This window comes from Pseudoalteromonas distincta, assembly GCF_005877035.1.
GTDB classification, from domain to species: Bacteria; Pseudomonadota; Gammaproteobacteria; order Enterobacterales; family Alteromonadaceae; genus Pseudoalteromonas; species Pseudoalteromonas distincta.
This window is the reverse complement of record NZ_CP040558.1, coordinates 805,188-829,680: the sequence shown is the minus strand read 5'-3', so window position 1 is coordinate 829,680 and position 24,493 is coordinate 805,188. Positions and strand designations below refer to the sequence as shown.

The following is a 24,493-nucleotide window of genomic DNA, read 5'->3' as shown; positions in this document are numbered from 1 at the left end:
CTGATCCTTTAATATTTAAATATTAATAAAACACCTAAAACTTAAGTGCATAAATATTGTTTATTATTGCTATTATCAGCCAAATGACTGACTCGCATTTATTATTACAATCTATTTTTATTGCAAGCTCTATTCCAATTACAAACTATAAACCAGTTAGAGCGTAATATCCATCGCAACACCTTGAAAATAAATGCCTTAAAACATCTTTATAAATATTAATTTATTGAGTGTTATCAATCAGTTTTTGTATTTTTAAAATTAAACGGCAAAAATTTGACAAGCTATATAAACAAAAAGCGGCAAACAATTACTGTTTACCGCTTCAAAGGCATGTTTAGCGCAATTAACTATTACATGTAATTGGCAATAAGCTCTTCTGCAATTTGAATGCTATTAGTCGCAGCACCTTTACGAGTGTTGTCACTTACAACCCACATGTTTAATCCATGAGGATGAGAAATATCAGCACGTAATCGACCTATATACACAGTATCGTTACCACTAGCGTCAGACACTGCTGTTGGGTAGTCACCTTCATCATCAATTAGCTCGACACCAGGCGCATCTTTTAAAAGTTGCTTAACGTGTTCAAAGTCATAAGGCATGCGCGTTTCAATATTAATTGATTCTGAGTGCCCAAAAAATACGGGAACACGTACACACGTTGGGTTCACTGCAATAGTGGTATCACCCAAAATTTTATGAGTCTCGTTTACCATTTTCATTTCTTCGCGCGTATAGCCATTATCTTCAAAGCTATCAATTTGAGGAATAACGTTAAATGCAATTTGCTTTGGAAATACTTTATTATCCATAGGGCGTGCATTCATCAAATTAGCTGTTTGCTTTGCAAGTTCATCAACCGCGTCTTTACCTGCACCCGATACAGCTTGGTAAGTAGATACGTTAATGCGGTCTATTCCGTAAGCATCATAAATTGGTTTAAGTGCTAACATCATCTGAATAGTTGAACAGTTAGGGTTAGCAATAATATTACGATTTCTAAAATCAGCTAGGCTTGAAGCATTAACTTCTGGCACCACGAGTGGGATTTCAAAATCATTTCTAAAGTGCGATGTATTATCGATTACAATACAGCCGGCATCAGCAGCAATAGGAGCATATTTTTCAGATACACTGCCACCAGCAGAAAACAAACCTATATGCGCTTGGCTAAAGTCAAAGCCTTCAACGTCAAGTACTTCAATGGTCTCACCACGAAACTTTATATCTTCACCTGCGCTGCGGCTGCTAGCAAGTAAAAAAAGCTGATCAACAGGAAACTTACGATCTGCTAGCGTTTCAATGATTTGACGGCCTACTAAACCAGTAGCGCCAAGTACGGCAACGTTATATTTTTGCGACATATTTCTTCCTCTATAAACGACATTAAAACAACATCGTTAGTTAAATAATTATTCAGCTATGCTAAAGCCAAGCTGGCTAAGTGCTGCTAGTTGTGGGCTATCACCTTGTAGAAATAAGGTGCTAAATTCTCGCCTTATAGGATAGTTTTTACGTAAACTATCAAAGCCGTCGCTCTCTAGGCGGCGAAGTAATATTCCGTCATCGCGGCGAACGTCATAAATTAAATGCACTAAACGAGCAATATCTTGCTCATTAAGGCTTTGCGTAACAGTTGCATTTGTAACGGCTGGTGTTGGTAAAAAATCATCCAACGATTTAATCGCCTCAACACCTTTGAGCTGACACAGTTTTTGATACAACATTTGTGTACCACGAGCTTTCCCCTCAAGTGTATGCCCTGCAATATGCACACTAGCGTAACGAACATGCTCTAGTAATTCAGTTAAAATATTGGGTTCTTTCTCCCATACATCAAGTACTAAATCTAAATCAGCCCCAGCTTCCATTACCTCAAGCAATGCTTGGTTATCAATTACATCGCCACGGCTTGCATTAATTAGCGTGGTTCCTGGCTTAAGTGCTTTTAAACGCTCTTTACCCATCATGTGCAGTGTTTTATGCTCGCCACTTTTAACAAGGGGAACGTGAAAAGTAACAGCATCTGACTGCGCTAATAACTCATCAAGCGCTACATGCTCTTGTAATAAGCCTTGTTCGTGCTTAATCGGATCGCACAGCAGTACAACTACGTTTAATGCTTTTAATTTTTGCGCCAAACATGTACCAATGTTGCCCATCCCTACAATACCAATTGTTTGAGCACACAATGGACGCGCATTTTCTTGGCTTAATGCAAATAAGCTACTAATTACATATTCAGCTACAGCAACAGCATTACAACCAGGTGCACTTGTAAAAGCAATATTTCTATCATGCAGTAATTGCGTATCAATATGGTCAATGCCGATTGTGGCAGTACCTACAAAGCTCAACTTGTTAGCTTGTACCAAAAGTTCATGATTAACATTTGTCACCGAACGAGTAAGAAGAACATCTACATCTATTAATTGTTCAGGCGTTAATTTACGACCATCAAAACGCTCAACCTCACCAAAGTCTGCAAAGTACTGCTCAACTAAAGGCATATTTTGATCGGCAAGAATTTTCATTACAGAGTCCGTTTGGCAATTAAGAGGCGCCATTGTAGCGAACAACCTAGCCTTTACACAAACTAAAAAGGCGCATTTTAGTTAATACAAAGACTCAAAAATGGGGATGTGGATTGTTTTAAATCAGCAATTAAAATTAGGAATTTAAACGATGCAAATAATAACCTTACTATTGAATACACAAAGGCCGAATCACAGCATGATTCGGCCTTTATTATGCAAAATAAACTTCAATTACATTTACTTGATTTTAGTTTATAGCTCAAAATCTTTTTTGAATTTCAAACCAAATTCACTTCGATCATTACTGCGCATTACGCCAACAAAACCTGATTGTTGTAGACGACCAACATCGTAAACTTCGTTTAGAACGTTTTCACCATACAGTGTAACTTCCATATCGCCATATGGATTAGTGTAGGAAATATTAAAACCAACTAGTTCACGAGAGTCAATGGTCTCACTTTGGTTATAAACTGATTGCCCTTGCATTTCGCTTCGGTACGAATAATTAGCATTAAACGCAAGTGTTGCGCCGCTCTCTAAATCCATAAAGTAAGAAGGTGCAACCATGACAGTCCAGCGTGGTGTAAGTGCTGGTGAATCGCCTTTACCTATACCTTGTACACCCTCAGCCACTTCTGTTATTTCAGAATCTAAATAACCAACTGCACTGCGAATAGTAAAATCATCAGTAATAGCGACGGTTGTTTCAAGCTCAATACCTTGTGCTTTAGACTGACCCGCATTTTCTACAATTGTTACGAAACCGCCACCTGCTGTTGGGTCTGAAAACGGTAATGCTAAATCAGTGTAATCAGTCACAAATACCGCAAGCATCATAGATACATTTTCGTGTACTTGGCCTTTTAGACCCATTTCGTAGTTAATCGCTTTCGTTTCGTCAAATGATACAAACTGGTCTGGTCCACCAAATGGGCGCGGTGGAAAACCACCTGTTTGATAGCCTTTTTGAATCTGGCCATACACATTCATATTATTGCTAAGCTGATAAGAGGCATTTACATCCCACGTAACTGCATCAAAATCTGCACTTACATACTTACGAGTAGGAAATGATGGGAATATAGCATTTGCATCTTTTTCATCTTTTGAATAACGAAGACCACCACCAACGGTTAAATCGTCAGTTAAATCGTAGCTTGCATTAAAGTAGGCTGCGTAAGAATTAGTTTCTTGGTTAATTTCAAAATCGCCGTAACCACCAAATGATTCTGTTACTCCGTCATTCAATAAGCCATTGGGTGTATTAAATGGGCTGAATACAAATGGGCCTGAACGTGTAAAGCCATCTTCATTAAAAAAGTAAAGGCCTGACACAAAGTCCATATTATCAAATGTGGCATTTAGTTGAATTTCAAACGAGTACTGATCAGCTCCGCCCTCTTCTGGAAACTCAGATAAGTTTAAAGGTGATGCATCGTCATCTAGGCCACCTTCATACTCAGATGTACGGTAGCTTGAGATAAACTTAGTAGTATAAGTATCGTTAATTGCCCAATCAGCCGAGAACGATGTGCCCCAACCTGAGTAAGAAGTTGATTCAATACCTGCAACGGTTGTACCTAAATCATCAGGGTCTGATGGAATTAAATCTTGAGTCAATAATGGGAAGTCGCCATTAAACACATCGTTTGCATCTAGCGGGTCAGTTAATTCAATTGTGTAAGGCGATTGACCTGACTCGTTATCAACTCCATCTAAAGCAAAAGTGAATGCTAAATCGCTGTTCGCTTGCCATTTAAAGGCTACACGACCACTAAATTCTTCTTCCTCACCAATTTCTTTCTCTGGATTTGCTAAATTAACAGCTTCACCAACACCATCACGTGTTTTGTAAGATGCACTCGCAGACATGCTTAGTTCATCGTTTAGTGAGTTATTAAAATAAACATCACCAGCAATACGTCCACGACTTCCCAGCTTAGCTGAAGTAGTTACAATACCTTCATCACCAGGTTGCTTTGTAATTACATTTACAGCGCCACCTAATGTATTACGACCATACAAAGTACCTTGTGGACCACGAAGCACTTCAACACGCTCAACATTAGGTAATGATAAATTAGAACCCATTTGACGACCTAAATAAACGCCATCTAAGTATACACCTACACCTGGATCAGTAGTTATTATGTGATCTTGCAGACCAATACCACGAATAAATACAGACGCATGTGCTGCATTACCAACACCGTAACGGGTGATGTTTAAGTTTGGAACATATTTACCAATATCTTCAAGATTACTCATATTGGCTTTATCAATTAGGTTCGCCCCAATTGATGTGATAGCGGTTGGAGATTCAAATAAGCTCTCTGTACGTTTACGAGCTGTGACCTCGATTTTTTCAAACGCGTCTTGTTTTGCTGTTGTTTTGGCTTCTTCAGCATTTACTGAGGTAGATAGTGCAGCGACAATTGCTAGGCTTAACTGTGAGAGTGTGCGTAGTTTCAAAATATTCTCCAAAGGATACCGTGTGATTTTTGTTATGCTTTTATATTGATAATATAAATTTTAGGCATAAAAAAAGACGCTAAATAGCATCTTTCCTCTGGACAGGTATTATATGACATTATTGTGAATAAATGTATAAAATTATTTAAATAAATTCATAGAAAATGACAGTAATTTAAGCATTGTTAGCTTTAAATGAATTATCATAAATAAACCCCTTTGATATTTACCTCAGTAATAAACTGTTTTAAAACAAAAAATCGCATAAATACCATTTTAGAAAGCGCATAAAATATACTTATACATGTACTTAAGTGTATAAAAAAAGAGCTAGAACACGTTCAGCTATCATTGAAATTAACTAAAAATAAGAATATAGTGCTAAAATGTAGTCTATGGATAGAATATTATGAATATTGAAAATACAGCCAATAAAAGCCCCACATGCTTCACCAGCCCAAATTACACGTCACTTTTTTGTGTTGCAGCTGACTTCAACGTCCTACTTGTCAATTATCAAGCTTTAAACGTCATTATCAACCATGAACTTATAAATCAGTTTATGCTAAAAAACGGTCATCAAGGCCTCGTTATTTTTGACGTGCCCAAAGACGGTGATGTTTTGGCATTAAAAGAGTGGCCTAATTTAAAAGGTTTGTTTTATGAAGGCACTGACGAAGTACTACTGCAGCAAGGATTAGAAGCAATAGAACAAGGAAAACTTTGGTTTCCACGTGCGGTAACTGATGGTTGGATGAGACAAATGCTAGCGAGTGAACAACAAACTGCGCTGCAATCAAATAACTTAACCTGCAAAGAAATGAAAGTATTAAACTTGTTATTTTCTGGCTTACATTCAAGCGCAATTGCAGACACTTTATTTATCAGTGAAGCTACAGTTCGTGTACATTTACACAAGGTGTATCAAAAAATCGCTGTAAAAAACAAGCAACAAGCATTGCTTTGGTGTCAAAAAAACTTAAATAAGATTAATAGTTAAAAACCGATTAAGCAAACTTGATAATAGCCATTGTAATTACCAGCAACATTCGTTCTAACTCCTTAACCAAAGAACGTAAAAAGAAAATTTAGTTATAATATTCCCGCCACTTTAAAAAAGCCTTATTAACTAGATTTAAAATTTATTCTAATAAAATCATACTATTCTGCTTTTAATACATACATAAAATATATATGTTACAAAATTAAAAAGCCGTTACTAAATTTATTTTATTAACTTCCTAAATTTATTAGATAAAAAACACTATCACTTCTATAATCCTATTGAAATCAACATCTAAATAACAAATAGGAAATACATATGAAAAAGCTATCTGTAGCAGTAGCTGTATGTGCTGTACTTGCATCTAGCTATGCAAGCGCTGAAGTACGTATTAATGGTTTTGCATCTATTGTGGGTGGTAAAAGCCTAGACAGTGATCAAACCTTATACGGATATGACGACGATATCTCATTTAAAAATGAGAGTAAGTTCGCTTTACAACTATCTGCTGATCTTCAAGAGAAACTGACGGCTACGGCTCAAATTATTGCGCGTGGAGAGGACGACTTTGACGCCACGTTCGAATGGGCATATGTTACTTATGAATACAGCGATGAACTGCAATTTAGCGCTGGTAAAATGCGTGTCCCTTTCTATAAATACTCAGATTTTTTGGATGTTGGCTATGCTTATCGCTGGGTACGCCCACCTCGCTCAGTGTACGGTATCCCATTTTCGACTTATGAAGGCTTGAGTGTTGTTTACAACAATCAATTAGGAGATTGGGACTCTACTTTGCAAGGGTTTTACGGCGCTTTTGATGGCGATATAGATGTATTTGGAGATAGCTTACCTGCTGAGTTAAATAATTTAGGCGGTATAAACTGGAGCCTATCATACGACTGGTTCAGTGCACGAGCTGCATATATTGTGGCCGACACTAGCATTTCTATTGATAGCAGTGACTCAAGTAACTTAAGTGCCTTAAATGGAATTATTGATGTACTCAATACTAACGGTTTAACCAGTACAGTAAATGATCTGATTACTGACGAAGATGAAACAACTTTTGTTGGTATTGGCTTCTCTATTGACTATGATAACTTCTTATTTGATGCTGAATATACACAGTTTGAAGTAGAGGGAAGTATTTTGGCTGAACAATCACAATACTATGCCTCTGCGGGTTATCGTATAGATGATGTTATTGTTCACTTCACCTATGAAAAAAATGATGATAAGCATGATTCGTCACGTTTTAATACTCTTGAATCAATTCCTTTATTAAATACTACTGTGAACTTTGCCCTCGAGAGCATGCGTGCAGAGAGTAACGTATACACAATTGGCGCACGTTATGACTTCCACCCTTCAGCTGCATTTAAAATTGACTTCAGTCGATTTGATGATGACATCACTGACACTGAAACGGATATAGTCGCCGTTGGTGTTGATTTAGTATTTTAATTGGAGCGGAATATGAAAAAATTAATCCTAGCTAGTGCGCTTTCATTATGTTCTTTCGGTGCTTTGGCTGAAGTTGCAGTAATTGTAAATCCTAGTAATGCAAATGCACTTGATGCAGAGACTATTAAGAAAATTTACTTAGGAAAGGCCAAGTCGTTTGATAACGGCAATAAAGTCAACCCAGCAACTCAAAACGGTACCGCTATTGCTGATGAATTTAATTCGAAAGTGGTAGGTAAATCGAGCAGCCAATTAAATGCCTATTGGTCAAAACTTGTTTTTACAGGTAAAGGGACACCGCCTGAAAAGTTTGATTCAGATCAAGCTGTCATTGACTTTGTTGCCGCTAATGGTGATTCAATCGGCTATATAGATAGCAGTAAAGCAACTGATAAAGTTAAAGTGATTGCTACCTTTTAATTGCTATTATTAAATTAAAAAAGCCACCTAATCGGTGGTTTTTTTTATAACTTAACTTTAATAACAATTCGCTCAATTAAGTAAAATATTTTGAGGGAGAGAAACGGTGTCGATAGCAAGGTAAATAATTTCTTATTTAGTATTCTAAATAAGAAATTTTAACGCGGCTAGCGTCTGACCTGCCCTCTCAAAATGAATAAGCATTACTGCGAATTGATTTAGCTACATTACTCAACTTTAAATTTAGCCGTGGCATCTAATAGGTTATCTGAAAGGTAATGAAGGTTTTTAGCTACATCCCTCACAGCCGTTAGCGAGTCCATTGTATCTTCAAATGATACGTGCATATTTGTCACGTTTTCTACAACCATAGCAGCAACTGATGTTTGCTCTTCTGTGGCAGCAGCAATTTGTGAGTTCATCCCATTTATTTCTAGCATTTGCTCTGCAATTTTCTCTATAGAAATGCCCGTTTTTTCTGCTGCAGTTGCATTATCTGTAGCCATATCTCTTGCAGTCGTCATTGCAGTAACTGATTCGTTAGCCGCTTCAGTTAAAGTAGTCAACAGCTCTCGAATCTCATTTGTAGAGTGAGCAGTTCGCGATGCAAGCTCTCTAACTTCATCAGCAACAACAGCAAAGCCTCGGCCATGCTCACCAGCACGAGCAGCCTCAATGGCAGCGTTAAGTGCTAGTAAATTTGTTTGCTCCGCTATTGATGTAATAACATTTAATATTTGCGACACATTTTTTGTATCGTCTGCTAATTTATTGATAGTTGTAGCAGCGTGATTAATCTCATCACTTAACGTACGAGAAGCGGTTACTGATGTTCGTACTTGAGTTCGACTTTGCTCAACTTCTTTCTCTGCCGTTTGCGCTGCATGAGAAGCACTTGCAGCTGATTGAGAGATATCTCCTACACTCTGTTTCATCTCTTCCATCGATTGCTTTACAATCTCAGCATCAGTGGTTTGTTTGGTCGTTGCACGCTCCGCTTGTTCCATCCCCTGCACTAAACGAGTAGAGTTTTCCATTAACGGTTCGCAAACCGCGATAATTTCTAACACCGTTTTTTTCAATATGCCAATAAAAGAGTTGAAGTTTATAGATACTTGACCTATTTCATCTTCAGAGTTAACTGTCAATTTAGTGCTTAGCGAGCCTTTACCGCTTGCTAATAAGCTTAAATTATTTGCCGCATCACTTGCCGAAGAAGCAATTCGCTTAGCTATCCAAATAGCCATAAAGAGTAATAAAATAAGCGATACAATAGAAACAACTAACATTAACGTAAGGGCGTAATCAGAACGGTCCTTTGTGCTTGCAACAAGTTCAAAAAAGCGATCGTCAGCTTTGACTTGTGCTGCCTTAAACTTTTCTAGGACATCGGTATAAAGCGCTGTTTTCCTCTGTGCTTGTTGTTGAATTTCACTAAAATCTGCTGTTCCATTTACCATGCCATTTGCGATAGTCGCTGATATTTTTTCGTAATTTGCGAGCTGCTCTTTAGTGTCACTGTGAATGTAAGATGCATTTATTTTTTCTATCGCAATAATATTCAACTCAAGTTGCTTGTATGTGTCAGATGCTTTCTCGACTAAATCTTGCTCACCAAATGTTACGGCTTGGGTGTAAAGTTCGTCCAGCTTCTCTAAAATGCCAACATTAGCTGATGTTAACTTAACAACTTTGTAGGATGATTTTTCCATTTCATCAAGTGCAATTCTATTATCATTCATAGCAAAATAGTTGATCAGAACAATCACTAAAAATGCAACGACAGCAATACTCGTAATCGCATGTATTTTTTTACTTATGCTGAGATTTTGAAAAGAGAAGCCTGAAGCCATTGTGAATACCTTATTTTATTGTCTAAATCTATTATCGGCTTATTACTCATAAGTGTTAACTAAATTTGTAATATTTCTAGTTTTTTTTACAAATAATTCAAAATTTTACATAACTAATTGCTCTTTAAAAAAGAAAGTACAAATAACATTCAATTTAAATCGCAGGCACAAAAAAACCAGTAACATTTCTGTTACTGGTTTCCAAATTTGGTGCGGATGGGGGGACTTGAACCCCCACGCCCGAAAGCACCACCCCCTCAAGGTGGCGTGTCTACCAATTCCACCACATCCGCATTTTTAAGCTTTCGCTTATTTGTTAAACATATGATTTATTTGAGGAGTATAAATCGTTTAACGATAACATTACTCTAAATTAGTTCGGTACGTCAGAGCTTTGCTCTTTCGTAGATGTTACCGGAACATCTTCTTCAACAGGAACTACAGTTTCCACTGCAGGAGCTGCTTCTAGGTTTTCCCACTCGTCAGTCTTTTTAATTTGACCTGCAGTTAGGTTACCTAGCACAATGCTTAAAACAAAAAATACTGTTGCTAAGCTTGTGGTTGTTTTTGTCATAAAGTTACCAGCACCTGACGAACCAAAAACCGTGCCTGATGCACCAGCACCAAATGAAGAACCCATATCTGCGCCTTTACCTTGTTGAATTAAAACCATTCCAACTAGAGCTAAAGCCACAACTAAATAAACTACTAATAAAATTTCGTACATCTTATACAGTCCCTTTTGCACTGTTACAGATTGCAGTAAAAGATTCTGCTTTTAGACTTGCGCCGCCAATTAAGCCGCCATCTATATCTGTTTGTGCAAATAATAATTCGCTATTTTTTTCATTAACGCTACCACCATATAAGATGGAAAGCCCTTGTGCTAAAGTGCTATCAAGTGCAGCAATTTTATCACGGATAAATTTATGAACAGTTTGTGCCTGCTCTGGCGATGCAGTCTTACCTGTGCCTATGGCCCAAACGGGCTCGTATGCTATCACAGAATCTTTCAGTGCTGCTACACCTAATTTTTCAATTACTGCATCAATTTGTGCAGCAACTACTTGTTCGGTTTGACCGTTTTCTTGCTCACTTTCACTTTCGCCAACACATAAAATTGGTGTTAACCCAACTTTTTGTGCTCTAGCAAACTTTTCAGCGACAGTTTCATTACTTTCGTTATAAATACTACGGCGTTCAGAGTGACCAACGAGTACGTAAGTTGCACCTAAATCTTTTAGAAGCTGTCCATCTACTTCACCGGTAAACGCACCAGGTGTATTTTCAGAAACAGTTTGAGCGCCTGTAGAAACACCACTAGCTATCATCGCTGGTACAAGTGGGAATGGAGGAAATAAAACAATGTCCATCTCTTGTGATTTTACATCGTTAATAGCATCAGACATTTGTTTAACTAGCTCTAACGAACCATTCATTTTCCAGTTGCCTGCGACCATCGCCTTGCGTATTGCCATTTTCCACTCCACATTAGAAAGCGGGCGAGATATTAACTTTTCTCGCCCAAAGTTACAAGAGGTTATTGTTATTAATCAGTCTGTTTGCTCATAGATTCTACAACAGCTGCAATTTTTTGAGCGCTGTCTATTACAATTTTTTCCTGCTCGGCTTCAACCATAACACGAACAACAGGTTCAGTGCCTGATTTGCGCAGTAAAACTCGTCCTTTTTCGCCTAAAGCAAGCTCAACTTCTGCTACAGCTGAAAGTACCTCTGGCGCTTTTGTCGGATCTGTTCCAGCGGTATAACGCACGTTAATCATTTTCATTGGATATTTAGTAAAACCAGCACCCAAATCTTGTAGTGTACGGTTTTGTGCAACCATAGCTGCAAGTACTTGCAAACTTGATATAATGCCATCACCCGTGCTAATTAAATCTAAATTTAATACATGGCCTGAGCTTTCACCGCCAATTTTCCAGCCTTTTTGCTGTAGTAATTCCATTACATAGCGGTCACCCACTTTACTGCGAGCAAACTCGATACCTTTCGCTTTTAAAGCATTTTCAAGACCCATGTTAGACATTACAGTGCCAACTACACCTCCACCCAACATATCATCTTCGGCAGCTTGGCAAGCAATAATATAAACTAAATCGTCACCATCAAATACACGACCATTATGATCAACCATCATTACACGATCGCCATCCCCATCGTATGCAATACCTACGTCAGCTTTAAATTCAAGCACTTTGCGTTTAAGAGTATCTACATGAGTAGCACCACATTCATGATTTATATTAACGCCATTAGGCTCGCATGCATGTGTTATAACTTCAGCGCCAAGTTCACGCATGACAGAAGGAGCTATATGGTATGTAGCGCCATTTGCGCAATCGACAACAATTTTAAGACCTTCTAAAGATAACCCTTGGGGGAACTGGCTCTTACAAAACTCTATATAACGGCCGTCTGCACTAACTAAACGCGAAGCTTTACCTAGTTTATCTGAAGCAACACATGTCATTTGCTCATCAAGCATCGCTTCAATTTGAAGCTCTACTTCATCGTCAAGCTTTAGACCCTGCCCATTGAAAAACTTAATACCATTATCGTAATAAGGGTTATGTGAGGCACTAATTACTATGCCTGCCTCTGCACGAAATGTTTGCGCTAAATACGCAACTGCAGGTGTCGGCATTGGACCCAGTAATACAACATCAATACCAGCGGCAATTAAACCAGCCTCAAGTGCAGTTTCAAGCATGTAGCCCGAAATACGCGTATCTTTACCTATAATTACTTTTTTAGTGCCACTTTGTGATAATACGCGTCCGGCAGCCCAACCCAACTTCATTGCAAACTCAGGATTAATTGGTGACGTTCCTACCAGACCACGTACGCCATCAGTACCAAAATATTTTCTTTCTTTCATTATACAAATCCTTTCTCGCAGGCTTGATATACACCAAGTACATCTGCGGTTTCTTTAACGTCATGTACACGAATAATTTTTGCGCCATTTTGCGCCGCGATTAACGCACCAGCTAAGCTGCCCGCTAATCGCTCATTTGTTTCTCTATTTAATAGATTACCTATCATCGACTTACGAGATAATCCGGCCAATAATGGCAAACCTAACTTATTAAAATCATCAAACTTAGCCAATATTTGATAGTTATGGCTAAGTGTTTTTCCAAATCCAAAACCAGGGTCTAGAATAAGTCGCTCAAACTTAATCCCTGCTGTTTCACATGCTTTAATACGTTCACTAAAAAACATATTTATATCTGCAAACAGATTGTCGTAATTAGGTGCGCACTGCATGCTGCGAGGTTGCCCTTGCATATGCATTAAACAAATTGCTACATCTTCATACTGCGCAACCGTTTCTAAGGCGTTTATTTCTTGTAGAGCTCTTACATCATTGACTATATCTGCCCCAGCGAGTATTGCTTGCTCCATAACTTGCGCTTTACTAGTATCAATTGAAATAACGCAATCACTGTACTCACGTATCGCTTTAATAGCAGGAATTACTCGGGAAAGTTCATCTTTTAAACTCACATCTGGCGCGCCGGGCCGGGTAGACTCCCCCCCAACATCTAAAATTTGCGCACCATCCTCTAACAATTGCATTGCGCGCTTTAGCGCTATTTTGGGGTCTAAAAACTGCCCGCCGTCAGAAAATGAGTCAGGCGTTACATTCAATATTCCCATAATAACAGGCTTTTCAATATTGAGCGTACGTCCTCTGGGAAGCTTTAATATATTAGTCATTGCCAACCTTTATTCTTTTTCTAAATAGCTGATACAAAAAAGCCCCGAAATTCGGGGCCTTCACTAGCTATTTTAACGATTATTCAGCTTTATCATCAAGGTTTGTTTCATCTTTTTTTGATGAATCATCCGCTTTTTGACTTTCATCAAGCACTGGCTCTTGCTCTTTTACCGGCTTAGCTTCATGGCGGTCATGAGCATCGCGCGGCTCACGCACTGGTTGGCGCGCCATTAAATCATCAATTTGCTTAGCGTCGATTGTTTCGTATTTCATTAACGCATCTTTCATTGAGTGAAGAATATCAATATTTTCTTTTAATATTTCTTCTGCTCTTTGGTAGTTACGATCTGAAAACAAGCGTACTTCAGCATCAATTACTTTAGCAGTATCATCCGACATACTAGATGCACGGCTTCCGCCACCACCCATATACATCTCGTTTTGATCTTCAGCGTAAAGCAATGGACCTAGCTTTTCACTTAAACCCCAATGTGTAACCATTTTACGTGCAATATCAGTTGCGCGCTCAATATCGTTACTTGCACCCGTTGTTACTTTGTCAGCACCATAAATAAGCGCTTCAGCAATACGGCCACCATAAAGGCTTGAAATCATTGATTCTAAAAGCTCTTTTGAATGACTAACACGGTCTTGTTCAGGCAAGTACATTGTTACACCTAGCGCACGGCCACGTGGAATAATAGATACTTTGTAAACTGGATCATGCTCAGGAACCATACGGCCCACAATTGCGTGGCCTGCTTCGTGATATGCTGTCATTTCTTTTTCTTGCTCGCTCATCACCATGGTTTTGCGCTCTGCGCCCATCATGATTTTATCTTTAGCAGCATCAAATTCAGCCATGCTTACAACACGTTTATTACCACGTGCAGCATAAAGTGCAGCTTCGTTTACTAAGTTCGCTAAATCAGCGCCAGAAAAACCAGGTGTTCCACGTGCTATAAGAGCCGCTTCTACGTTATCGCCTAATGGCACTTTACGCATGTGTACTTTAAGTATTTGCTCACGACCACGTATATCAGGTAAACCAACTTCTACTTGGCGGTCAAAACGACCTGGACGAAGTAATGCAGGATCTAGAACATCTGGTCGGTTAGTTGCCGCAATAACGATAATACCTTCGTTACCACCAAAACCATCCATTTCTACTAGCATTTGGTTAAGTGTTTGCTCTCGTTCATCGTTACCGCCGCCCATACCTGCGCCACGTTTACGACCAACCGCATCAATCTCATCTATAAAGATAATACAAGGTGCCGCTTTTTTAGCTTGTTCAAACATATCACGTACACGTGACGCACCCACACCGACAAACATTTCAACAAAATCTGAACCAGAAATTGTAAAAAACGGTACTTTCGCTTCACCCGCAACAGCCTTTGCAAGTAACGTTTTACCAGTACCAGGAGGACCAACCATTAGTACGCCTTTAGGAATACTACCGCCAAGCTTTTGAAACTTAGAAGGGTCACGTAAAAAGTCTACCAATTCGGTAACATCTTCTTTCGCTTCATCACAACCAGCAACATCTGCAAACGTTGTTTTAATTTGATCTTCACTCATTAAGCGAGCTTTACTCTTACCAAATGACATAGCGCCTTTACCGCCGCCGCCTTGCATTTGACGCATGAAGAATATCCATACACCTATAAGCAGTATCATCGGGAACCAAGAAATAAATATACTTGCTAAGAATGATTGTTCTTCAGGTTGTACACCCTTCACATTTACATCATTTTTAAGTAAATCATTTATTAAGTCTTCATCGTACATTGGCATCGTTGTTTGAAAACGCTCACCACTGCTCTTAGTACCAGTAATATTTCCTGTACCGCGGTCGATAATAACTTCTTGTAAAGAGCCACTGCGGACATCTTTAACAAATTGAGTGTAACTTGTTTGACGATCAACTTGCTCGCCACCATTAAAGCTCTGAAAGACTGACATCAGCACAACTGCAATCACCAGCCATAGTATTAAATTTTTCGCCATATCGCTCAAGGGGTTAACCTCTTGTATCCAATTAATTTAAATTCAACTAAACGCCAAGCAACTGTACTACAGTTTGTATCCAGTCGCTACTATATATACTTCCCGAGAACGGGCACGTGAGGCATCAGGTTTGCGTATTTTCACTGCTTTAAAACTATTACGTACATCTTGCAAGTATTGATCAAAGCCTTCACCTTGGAAAACCTTAACAATAAATGCGCCATTTTTCTTTAGTACTTGACTACACATATCCAGCGCAAGTTCTACCAAATACATACTACCCGCTTGATCTACTGAGTTATTACCACTCATATTTGGTGCCATGTCAGAGAGTACCACATCAACATTTTTACCATCAATACGTTTTAGCAACGCATTTAACACAGCTTCTTCACGAAAGTCGCCTTGTAAAAAGTCAACACCCGCAAGTGAGTCCATAGGTAATATGTCACAGGCAATTACTTGACCTTTGTCACCTACTTTTTCTGCCAAATACTGTGACCAGCTTCCTGGAGCTGCTCCTAAATCAACAACGGTCATACCAGGGCGAAGTAACTTATCTCTATTTTGTACTTCATCTAATTTAAAAACCGCTCGTGAACGCCAGCCTTTTTTTTGCGCTTCTTGAACATATTTATCATCAAAATGTTCTTTCAGCCATCGCTGTGAACTGGCTGACTGTTTTTTATTTGTCATAAATTAACACGCAACTAATTAGTAATATTCTCTAGATGGCGTTAGAATACCCTTAATTCAAGCCATATTCAGCAAAATTTGTATAAACATGACATTATCAAACAAACAAAAGCAGTTTTTAAAAGGTCAGGCACATAGCCTCAAGCCTGTAGTTTTACTAGGTTCTAACGGTTTAACCGAAGGCGTAGTAGTCGAAATTCAAAGTGCATTAGAAATTCACGAATTAATCAAAGTTAAAGTTCCAACTGATGATCGTGAAACAAAAGCACTTATTTTTGAAGCAATCGTACGTGAAACTGGTGCGACTAAGCTACAAACGATAGGTCACACTATTGTGCTTTATCGTCAAAGTGTTGAGAAAAAAATACATTTACCACGTAACTAATTAATCCTATTTAAAGGATTTAGTACGTTTAAATTAAAAAACCAGCTCAATGCTGGTTTTTTGTTATATAACACTTTTTTATTTTAAAAGCTCATTGTATGGTGCGTTACATCATAATCAGTGCCATTACTTCTGGGCTTATTATGCAATATAAAATACTGAGTAAATTGTGTTTCACTCATAGCTGGCACTTTTTCATTGGAGAGTAGTTCAGCCAGTTGCGGCGTCGTATTACTGTGCCCAATAACAACAACTACACCTTTTAGTTTGAGTAACTCATTTTTTAAATCACCTAGCTCACCTGCGTTATACACATTTAATTTGGTATTAAAATGTGCCTGCAAAGGTGCGGCTGTTTGCAACGTGCGTTTATAGTTGCTGCTAAAAAGATGTATATTTTGATGTTCTTTAAACAAAGTAACTAAATTATTTGCACGTGCCTTACCCTCTTCTGAGAGCGCTGGGTTTTTCCCAGTTAACTTTTCGCTATGACGAAACAAATATACCTCATCAGGTGCGGCAAATGCCAAACTACAATTAAATGACAAGGCTAAAAAAGTGATTGCTAATATTATTTTATTCATATTTTTTCACCTCGTTTGTATTCTAATAGCCTGTCGATAAATTCAGTTGTTAATTCATTTATTACGCCGGTTTCAGCATTAACGATTAAACTAAAACCAACATTTAAGTGGGGAAACACAACCACATCGCTTCTATATCCTTGCACCCAGCCACTATGATAGTAAAGCGTTTCATCAGCGTAATTATAAACCCGCCAACCTAGTCCGTAATAAGCCTCATTAAGGTGTTTTTTCCACACCCTGCGATGCATTTCTTTTTTTGTATGTGTATAAGGACGCGTTTGCTTTGCGAGAGTATCCAATGACAAAACATCAGGGTATTGCCCTAGCTGGGCTTTTAACCAAATGGCCATGTCACTTGCACTTGCGTTTACACCCGCTGCAGGTCCCACTTTATAATAATTTTTTTTAAGCTTAGCGCTATACCAACGTTTTGTACCGCGCACGTGTGGTAATGCGTAATTTTCATCCTGAACCATAGATTCAAAACCTAAGCTGGCATCACTCATTTTTAAAGGCGCAAAAATAGTTTCTCGTAACCACTGCGCGTAACTTTTACCACTGCTTTGTAATATCACATTACCTATAAGGCTAAACATAACATTTTGATAACCATAACATTCGCCTGGTTTGCAAATAGGTTTAACACTAAGTAATTTTTCAACAATACTGGGGTAATCCATACGAGACTCTATCAAATTATCGTACGCATTAGGCACTAACCCACTTGCATGACTTAGAAGGTGAAATACCTTTAAATCATCTTGATAAACAGTCCCTTTGAACTCAGTTATGTAATCGCTAACAGCTTTATCTAATTTAAGTAAACCCTCATTGGCTAATTTAGCAGATAACGAGCCTGCAAATGTTTTAGAAACAGACGCGAGCCTAAACCGGGTATGCTTATTTACTTTTTGTCCATTTCGGGTTTTAGTTACACCCATGGTGTGGATGTAGTCTGAGTTGTTTGTACTTACAATCGAAAGTGCAGCGCCTGGTATGCCTTTATTTTTCAGTTTTTTTTGCGCATAACGGCCGTACTTTTTTACAAATGCATCCCAATCAGGATCTGCTTTTGCTGCAAAACTCACAGAGCTGAACAACAAACACAAAGCAGGTAGGCTATACAATAAAGATTTGAGATACTTCATTTTTATAAATTTTATCTTTTTAACTACATCTATGTAGATAATATCATGAAGTTTTGTTTGGACTAACGTACAATACGACGATTATTTGGTTTTTAGTGAGTGTTTAGTACTTATGCGTTTTTTAGTTGTGTCACTTTTTGTTATATTATCAACTGGTTGTACTCTTACAAAGCAGCCGGCCGAGCCACTGGCTATGCCATTAAAGCCAACATTAAAAAGTCAAACCTACCAGCTTGAGTACACCACAGAACACTCATCCCCAAAAGTTAAATCCGTTCAACTTCCTGCACATAAGGTAGTTAGAAACCAAACAGTAAAAATTATTACCGATAAGGCAAGTGTAACCGATAAACTTTTATCGCAAATTAGCCAAGCACTTAACGATAAACAGCTAAAAGTAACCACTAAAAATAACAGCGACTACACACTAACTATTCAGCAACTTGATTTAACTTTCACTGACGATGTTAAGTACGCAATAAAGCAACCTGAGAACCCTTTTACATTATATTCAGATATTGCTCAGCAATACCCAACTCAGGAATGTGCTGCAATATTTGCACAAGTAAGTATGCGCCTCACACACAAAGCATCGGGTGATGTTGTTTGGTTTGCTAAATCTTCTATTGATAGTGCAAGTTTTCATCGTGAGCCGCTAGTTTATAGTTTCACCGAAGAGCAAAAAATAACTAATGAGCTTGAGGTTGTCGCTTTTGTCCATCAGCAAAATACTGATGAAGCCCGCATGGAAAGACTTGGAAAAGACATTCAAATTCCTCAGTACAAAACGTTGTCAAAGTTATCTAGCCTTGCCAAGCTTAGTGGTCCATGTAACAGAACAGAAGTAAGCGCATTAACGCCTATGATGCAGTTTTACTTAAGCAGTATATTAATCGATAAAATTAAAGTTCAGTAAATTAGGGTCTGTTGATCTTTACGGATTAAAATTTGTTCAAACTAGGGGCTATTTAATCGCGGCGCGAGGTTTGTAACCTAGTGGGCTCGGTAACTGCTCCTGCGTTACCCTACTGGCTTACATCCATGTAAGAATAAGTAAAAACCGAGCAACAAAGAGTAAATAGCCCCTAGGAAGAACCCTTTGGGCAGCGCCTGTTTGGCATTAATGCTACGTTATCGCCCATTTATGGGGAATAGCACACTGCATAGGCTCTGCCTTGCCTAAATACCAAACAGACTGCTGAAAATTTAACCTTAAAAGTTCAACAGACCTAACACTTACTACATTTTTTTACAGATTAAAGGAACGAATTAACAATATACTACGCTTAATAACAAATAATAATTAGGCCCTATAGGGATGAGAAACACTTTGCTTAACCATACTTTAGTGAGCATAACATTGCTTTTTTGCTTTATTTTTAGCACCACAAGTATGGCAAGTAATCGCTATTATGCAGACAATACGTTAGAACCAACCCAAGGCTTTGCGTGGGATTGGAGTGCCGGTGCGGGCTTTTATATTGAAGATTCTTACCTAATCGGTATCGAATCTTACGATAAGGGCGTTGAGCTTGATTTAAGTCTTGCTGTTTCTTACGATAAATTTTATCTTGATTTTGATCACAATCAACTCAGCGGTGGCCTTGTAATTGGTTACAGTCTTATAGATAAATTTGATTGGGGCTTAGATATACTTGGCACAAATACTCAAGCCGGGTTTGACGAAAAAGGCCTCGGGTTTTATAACCACGGTGTTATAAAAGAACTCCAAGGTATTAAAAAACGTAATTACGATTTTGATGTTGGTCTTAGGCTCTCGCGCCGATTTGAAAACTCACAATTCTCCTTTGAATACCTTCATGACGTATCTGGTGCCCATAATGGCTGGGTTATAAATAGCTTTTTTAGCCACATTTTGCCATGGCGAAACTGGGAGTTTAGATCTGGTGTTGGTTTAAGCGCCTACTCTGCTGACTTTACCAATTATTACTTTGGCATTGATAGCGATGAAGCCACCAGCCTTCGCCCGGTTTATACCAGCAATGCCAGTACTAGTATTATCTTTGAGTTCCATGCTGAATATCCAATAAGCCAAGATTGGGTGTTTTTATCCGGTTGGCTTACTACATGGTTTTCAAAAGAAATTGACGACAGTCCAATTATTTCCCAAGGATATCAACATAAAGCCAAGGTAGGCCTACGTTATGTATTTTAGATGGATCTGGGTATTACTGATCTTTCCCAGTACCTTTACTGTTAAAGCGCAGGACCCCCCTGAAGCACTCATAGCACTACCCGACACTTGCGTTGCACTGCGCGAAGGGCGTAATTGCTATGCCGATGTTACACTTACGTGGGAGCAACCTATCATTGGTAATTACTGCTTACGCGATGCAACTTCAAAGTACATTATGCAATGTTGGCTAAAGCAACAAAGTGGTACTTTTAATTATGCTTTTGACTCACAGCACAGCATTTCATTTGAACTATTTGATAGCAATACATCCAAAGTCATCAGTACAGCAGAAGTAAAACTACAATGGGTTTATCAGAACAGACAAAAAAAACGCCGCTGGCGACTATTTTAATACCAATTGCATTAGGGATATTTTATGGATAACTACGGCACTATTTTACTTGTTGAAGACGATGCATCACTAGCGCAATGGGTTGCTGAATATTTAACAGAGCAAGGCTATACAACGCATGTTTGTCATCGTGGTGACGAAGTTGTTAGCCAAGTCAAAACGTTAAACCCAAATATTGTGCTTCTTGATATTATGCTCCCGGGGCAAGATGGTATCAGCGTATGTAGAGAGCTTCGTAGCTTTTATAATTCGCCTATTATAATGCTCACCGCACGCGATGAAGAGATGGATGAAGTTATTGGTTTAGAAGTTGGCGCAAGCGACTACATAATGAAACCGGTGCGTCCGCGTGCATTGCTAGCGCGCATAAAAGCAGCACTGCGTCAAAACAATGAGCCAAATAAGCCACAGGTTAGCCAAAGCGTTATTCAAGTTGGTGCACTTAGTATTAATACCGAATCTAGAAATGTGACCCTTAACGAGCAAGATATAAACATATCAAGCGCCGAATATCTATTATTACACTACCTTGCAAGCAATGCAGGTCAAGTTGTCTCACGCGATGCCGTATTTAAAGCGACGAAAGGTAGAGAGTACGACGGGCTTGATAGAAGTGTTGATGTACTTATTTCTGCACTTCGTAAAAAATTTAATGATGATCCACAAAACCCTGAAAAAATTAAAACTATTTGGGGCCGTGGATATTTACTTGTTTCTACCGCGTGGTAATAGAGCGATGAATAAATAAATGAAAAAGTTTTATATATCGCTTCTAGGCAGTGCACTTTTATCTATTGTGGTATTGGGCTGGCTTATTGATGCTTTTAGTCAACAAGCGCATACCCCACAAGATGAATTTAGTCAGCAAAGTAAAATGATCATGGGTTTTAATAAGCAGTTAGCTAACATACCTACATCTGAGCGCAGCGATTATGTAAAACAACTAGCCCGAGAGTTTGATGTTTTAATTGACTACAAGCCAAATGAGTCACTCGCTTTACCACCTTCTTTATTATTACAAATGCACACGCCAGGTGGGCTGATTTTAGAGGATCAGCAAGGCTTTTATATGCTTTATAGTAGCGACGTTTTAAATCCTTTTCACTTATCAATGCGTTTAGATAAAATTTTTGATAGCGAGCAGCATAACGACATTATATTAACTCTACTATTTTACGCAGGCCTATGTGTATTTATGGGGTTTATTATCGCGCCCTTAGCTAAACGGCTAACTGTCTTAAATGAAGCCGCTAAAAAGTTTGCCTCTGGTAATGTTCAAGCCCGAATAAAGGTATCGCACTTTACCTATATAAAAGATGTAGAACTTACTTTTAACCGCATGGCTAGCCAAATAGAGAAACTTGTCGCCGAAAACAAACTAATGGCCTCAAGCTTGTCTCACGACATACGCACCCCTATCGCGTGCCTGCGATTTGGTTTAGATGCGGCATTAGATAGCCATGATGAGCAAAAAGTAAAACAGTATTTAACTCGTATGGAGAACGATTTAGATCATATGGAATCGATGCTTAGTAGCTATTTAGCCTTTGCTACATTAGAGCAAAACGCGAATAAACTAACCTATTCATCAACCAATATTAAATCCTACCTTGAAGATATTTTAGTTCAACTTGCACCAAAACTTGAAATGCAAATGCTCAACGTACAACTCAATAGTACAGATAAAATAATAAATGCAGATCTTCACTGGCTGGCTCGTGCAATTACTAACTTATTAACTAATGCATGTGATTTTGCAAACCAACATATTTACCTCAGTGCAAAGTTACACGAGCAACAGCTTATAATAACGGTAGAAGATGACGGCCCTGGTATCGCACAAGAGAACTTTAGTAATGTATTTAGCCCATTTTTTAGAGAGGAAGCTCACCGTAATAGAGCCGATAAGAGTTATGGCCTTGGCTTAGCCATTGTTACCAAAGTAGCTGATTGGCATCATGGCAGCGTTAAAGTAAGTAAAAGCACCCAGTTAGGTGGTGCGTGCTTTACTCTCACTATTGCACAGCACCATAATCCGTAAAGCAATAGTTACAGACTGTAATTAACAATTATTAAACAAAATCAACTCGTTATTTTAAACGACTTAATAACAACAATTAAAATCGATGGTTATAACATACACTTTACTTATTAATTTGTGCTAGATCAGCAAATAAGCACTTTTTATTTTTTTACATTTCCAGTAGATTGTCACCGCCGTCACACAATAGAGAAGTACAATAATATGAGCGCAGTTAGAGGCGAGTTTAGCTCTCGCTTTGGTTTTATTATGGCCGCCGCGGGTTCTGCCGTTGGTTTGGGCAATATTTGGGGATTCCCTACACAAACAGCAAGTAATGGCGGTGCTGCATTTTTAGTCGCATATTTAGTCCTTGCGTTCTTTTTAGCCTACCCCGCTTTAATGGCTGAACTTATGATTGGACGTCATGGCCAAGCAAACGCAGTGTCATCACTTCAAAAAATATCTAATAAGCCATGGCAAAAACACTTTGCCTTTGCTGTTGGTTTTGGCGGTATTTTATGCGCTGGCTTTATACTAAGCTTTTACGCCATTGTTGCCGGTTGGATGCTCAGCGCCACAGCTGAACCCATAGCCACTTTAGTTGGTGCCAACACAGCATCTACATGGTTAAGCGAGCAATCACTTACTCGAAATATTATATTTACTATGATCTTTATCGTACTAACTGTCGCTATTATAAGTAGAGGCGTTGAAAACGGTATTGAGAAGTGGTCTAAGCGTTTAATGCCTGCACTTTTAGGCATTTTATTTGCACTTATTGCCTACGTAATGACGCAAGATGGTGCTATGGAAGGCTTAAAAGCCTACTTAGTTCCTGACTTTTCATCTATTTTTGACGCAAAACTATTAGTAAGTGCACTAGGGCAAGCTTTCTTCTCTTTATCGCTTGGCACTAGCGTAATGATTATTTACGGCTCGTACATTAGTAAAAAAGAAAACCTCGTTTCTTTAGGTGCCTATGTAACCCTTATTGATGTATTTATAGCCTTTGTTGCAGGTTTACTGATTATTCCGGCTATGTACGTAGCACAAGCTCAAGGCGTTGAAATATTCTCGGCCACAACGGGTAAGCTACTCTCTGAAGATACATTAGTGTTTCAGGTACTCCCCGCTTTATTTGATGGAATGGGCGAAGTTGGCTTATTTGTGGGTTTTTCATTTTTTGCGTTAATGAGTATTGCCGCTTTAACATCATCTATTTCAATGTTAGAGGCGCCAGTATCATACACCGTAGAGCGCTTTGGAATGAAACGCGTTCAAGCAACGTGGTTAATTGGAGCTTTAATTGCTATCGTTAGCATTACAATTGTGTGTAACCTTAGCAGCTTATTTGGTTTAGTAATCACTCTCACTACAAAAGTAGCTCAGCCTTTACTTGGCCTTATGTGTTGTATATTTGTAGGCTGGATTTGGTATAGAGGCTCATTACTAAAAGCAATTCAAGAGGGTAACCCAGAGGTTCACAATACATTGTTTTGGAAGATATGGCCTTGGTATACTAAGTTTGTATGTCCACTTGCTATTGGCATGGTGTTTTTACATTCACTATTGAGCTAAATGATACC

At 38.6% G+C, this 24,493-nt stretch carries 22 protein-coding genes and 1 tRNA gene; 10 read left to right on the top strand and 13 right to left on the bottom strand.

Going from position 1 to position 24,493, the window contains the following annotated elements; genetic code table 11:
* Positions 1-353: 353 nt before the first annotated feature.
* The 3 genes from FFU37_RS03645 to FFU37_RS03635 all read right to left on the bottom strand — a co-directional run bounded on the left by FFU37_RS03645 (position 354) and on the right by FFU37_RS03635 (position 5,018).
* Positions 354-1,370, bottom strand: a complete 1,017-nt coding sequence (locus tag FFU37_RS03645; protein WP_002962779.1) for an aspartate-semialdehyde dehydrogenase — start codon at positions 1,368-1,370, stop codon at positions 354-356.
* 48 nt (positions 1,371-1,418) lie between these two features.
* Positions 1,419-2,540, bottom strand: coding sequence for a 4-phosphoerythronate dehydrogenase (locus FFU37_RS03640; protein WP_039484462.1), 1,122 nt, complete (start codon positions 2,538-2,540; stop codon positions 1,419-1,421).
* Positions 2,541-2,795: 255 nt separating this feature from the next.
* The gene (locus FFU37_RS03635) at positions 2,796-5,018 is read right to left on the bottom strand and encodes a TonB-dependent receptor (RefSeq protein ID WP_138488742.1); all 2,223 of its coding nucleotides are present in this window, start codon (positions 5,016-5,018) and stop codon (positions 2,796-2,798) included.
* Positions 5,019-5,427: 409 nt separating this feature from the next.
* Between FFU37_RS03635 and FFU37_RS03630 the strand changes: the two genes are divergently transcribed.
* The 3 genes from FFU37_RS03630 to FFU37_RS03620 all read left to right on the top strand — a co-directional run bounded on the left by FFU37_RS03630 (position 5,428) and on the right by FFU37_RS03620 (position 7,908).
* Positions 5,428-6,018 (top strand): LuxR C-terminal-related transcriptional regulator, encoded by a 591-nt coding sequence (locus FFU37_RS03630; RefSeq protein ID WP_138488741.1) that lies wholly within the window; start codon positions 5,428-5,430, stop codon positions 6,016-6,018.
* Between the two features lie 321 nt (positions 6,019-6,339).
* A complete protein-coding gene (locus tag FFU37_RS03625) occupies positions 6,340-7,488 on the top strand; it encodes a porin (RefSeq protein WP_039484471.1) in 1,149 nt (382 codons plus the stop codon).
* Positions 7,489-7,500: 12 nt separating this feature from the next.
* A complete protein-coding gene (locus FFU37_RS03620; RefSeq protein ID WP_039484474.1) occupies positions 7,501-7,908 on the top strand; it encodes a type 2 periplasmic-binding domain-containing protein in 408 nt (135 codons plus the stop codon).
* Positions 7,909-8,135: 227 nt separating this feature from the next.
* Here the strand turns inward: FFU37_RS03620 and FFU37_RS03615 are convergent, their stop codons facing one another.
* From FFU37_RS03615 to rlmE, 8 genes are all read right to left on the bottom strand, one after another.
* Positions 8,136-9,761: a methyl-accepting chemotaxis protein gene (locus FFU37_RS03615; protein WP_138488740.1), complete on the bottom strand. Its 1,626-nt coding sequence runs from the start codon at positions 9,759-9,761 to the stop codon at positions 8,136-8,138.
* Between the two features lie 208 nt (positions 9,762-9,969).
* A tRNA-Leu gene (locus FFU37_RS03610) sits at positions 9,970-10,054 on the bottom strand.
* Between the two features lie 80 nt (positions 10,055-10,134).
* A complete protein-coding gene (gene secG, locus FFU37_RS03605) occupies positions 10,135-10,488 on the bottom strand; it encodes a preprotein translocase subunit SecG (protein WP_002962769.1) in 354 nt (117 codons plus the stop codon).
* A 1-nt stretch (position 10,489) separates the two neighbouring features.
* Positions 10,490-11,239 (bottom strand): triose-phosphate isomerase, encoded by a 750-nt coding sequence (gene tpiA, locus FFU37_RS03600; RefSeq protein WP_138488739.1) that lies wholly within the window; start codon positions 11,237-11,239, stop codon positions 10,490-10,492.
* Between the two features lie 71 nt (positions 11,240-11,310).
* Positions 11,311-12,660, bottom strand: coding sequence for a phosphoglucosamine mutase (glmM, locus tag FFU37_RS03595; RefSeq protein ID WP_138488738.1), 1,350 nt, complete (start codon positions 12,658-12,660; stop codon positions 11,311-11,313).
* Positions 12,660-13,505 carry a dihydropteroate synthase gene (gene folP, locus FFU37_RS03590; protein ID WP_138488737.1) on the bottom strand — a complete coding sequence of 282 codons (846 nt, stop codon included), beginning with the start codon at positions 13,503-13,505 and terminating at the stop codon, positions 12,660-12,662. The genes glmM and folP overlap by 1 nt, the downstream gene beginning before the upstream one ends.
* A gap of 79 nt (positions 13,506-13,584) precedes the next feature.
* Positions 13,585-15,519, bottom strand: a complete 1,935-nt coding sequence (gene ftsH / locus FFU37_RS03585; RefSeq protein WP_138488736.1) for an ATP-dependent zinc metalloprotease FtsH — start codon at positions 15,517-15,519, stop codon at positions 13,585-13,587.
* Positions 15,520-15,585: 66 nt separating this feature from the next.
* Positions 15,586-16,215 carry a 23S rRNA (uridine(2552)-2'-O)-methyltransferase RlmE gene (gene rlmE / locus FFU37_RS03580; protein WP_002963155.1) on the bottom strand — a complete coding sequence of 210 codons (630 nt, stop codon included), beginning with the start codon at positions 16,213-16,215 and terminating at the stop codon, positions 15,586-15,588.
* 88 nt (positions 16,216-16,303) lie between these two features.
* Between rlmE and yhbY the strand changes: the two genes are divergently transcribed.
* Positions 16,304-16,600, top strand: a complete 297-nt coding sequence (gene yhbY, locus FFU37_RS03575) for a ribosome assembly RNA-binding protein YhbY (RefSeq protein WP_002963153.1) — start codon at positions 16,304-16,306, stop codon at positions 16,598-16,600.
* 83 nt (positions 16,601-16,683) lie between these two features.
* Here the strand turns inward: yhbY and FFU37_RS03570 are convergent, their stop codons facing one another.
* Positions 16,684-17,184, bottom strand: coding sequence for a SixA phosphatase family protein (locus FFU37_RS03570; RefSeq protein ID WP_002963152.1), 501 nt, complete (start codon positions 17,182-17,184; stop codon positions 16,684-16,686).
* The gene (locus tag FFU37_RS03565) at positions 17,181-18,335 is read right to left on the bottom strand and encodes a serine hydrolase domain-containing protein (RefSeq protein WP_138488735.1); all 1,155 of its coding nucleotides are present in this window, start codon (positions 18,333-18,335) and stop codon (positions 17,181-17,183) included. Before FFU37_RS03565 ends, FFU37_RS03570 begins: the two co-directional genes overlap by 4 nt.
* A gap of 112 nt (positions 18,336-18,447) precedes the next feature.
* Between FFU37_RS03565 and FFU37_RS20270 the strand changes: the two genes are divergently transcribed.
* The 6 genes from FFU37_RS20270 to FFU37_RS03535 all read left to right on the top strand — a co-directional run bounded on the left by FFU37_RS20270 (position 18,448) and on the right by FFU37_RS03535 (position 24,485).
* Positions 18,448-19,251 (top strand): hypothetical protein, encoded by an 804-nt coding sequence (locus FFU37_RS20270; RefSeq protein WP_002963149.1) that lies wholly within the window; start codon positions 18,448-18,450, stop codon positions 19,249-19,251.
* 402 nt (positions 19,252-19,653) lie between these two features.
* The gene (locus tag FFU37_RS03555) at positions 19,654-20,511 is read left to right on the top strand and encodes a MipA/OmpV family protein (RefSeq protein WP_138488734.1); all 858 of its coding nucleotides are present in this window, start codon (positions 19,654-19,656) and stop codon (positions 20,509-20,511) included.
* Positions 20,501-20,884, top strand: a complete 384-nt coding sequence (locus FFU37_RS03550) for a DUF3019 domain-containing protein (protein WP_138488733.1) — start codon at positions 20,501-20,503, stop codon at positions 20,882-20,884. Before FFU37_RS03555 ends, FFU37_RS03550 begins: the two co-directional genes overlap by 11 nt.
* A gap of 24 nt (positions 20,885-20,908) precedes the next feature.
* On the top strand, positions 20,909-21,613 hold the full coding sequence (locus FFU37_RS03545) for a response regulator (RefSeq protein ID WP_024597092.1): 705 nt from the start codon (positions 20,909-20,911) through the stop codon (positions 21,611-21,613).
* 19 nt (positions 21,614-21,632) lie between these two features.
* Complete coding sequence (locus FFU37_RS03540) at positions 21,633-22,925, top strand: sensor histidine kinase (RefSeq protein ID WP_138488732.1); 1,293 nt, start codon at positions 21,633-21,635, stop codon at positions 22,923-22,925.
* Between the two features lie 204 nt (positions 22,926-23,129).
* On the top strand, positions 23,130-24,485 hold the full coding sequence (locus tag FFU37_RS03535; protein WP_138488731.1) for a sodium-dependent transporter: 1,356 nt from the start codon (positions 23,130-23,132) through the stop codon (positions 24,483-24,485).
* Positions 24,486-24,493 lie beyond the last annotated feature (8 nt).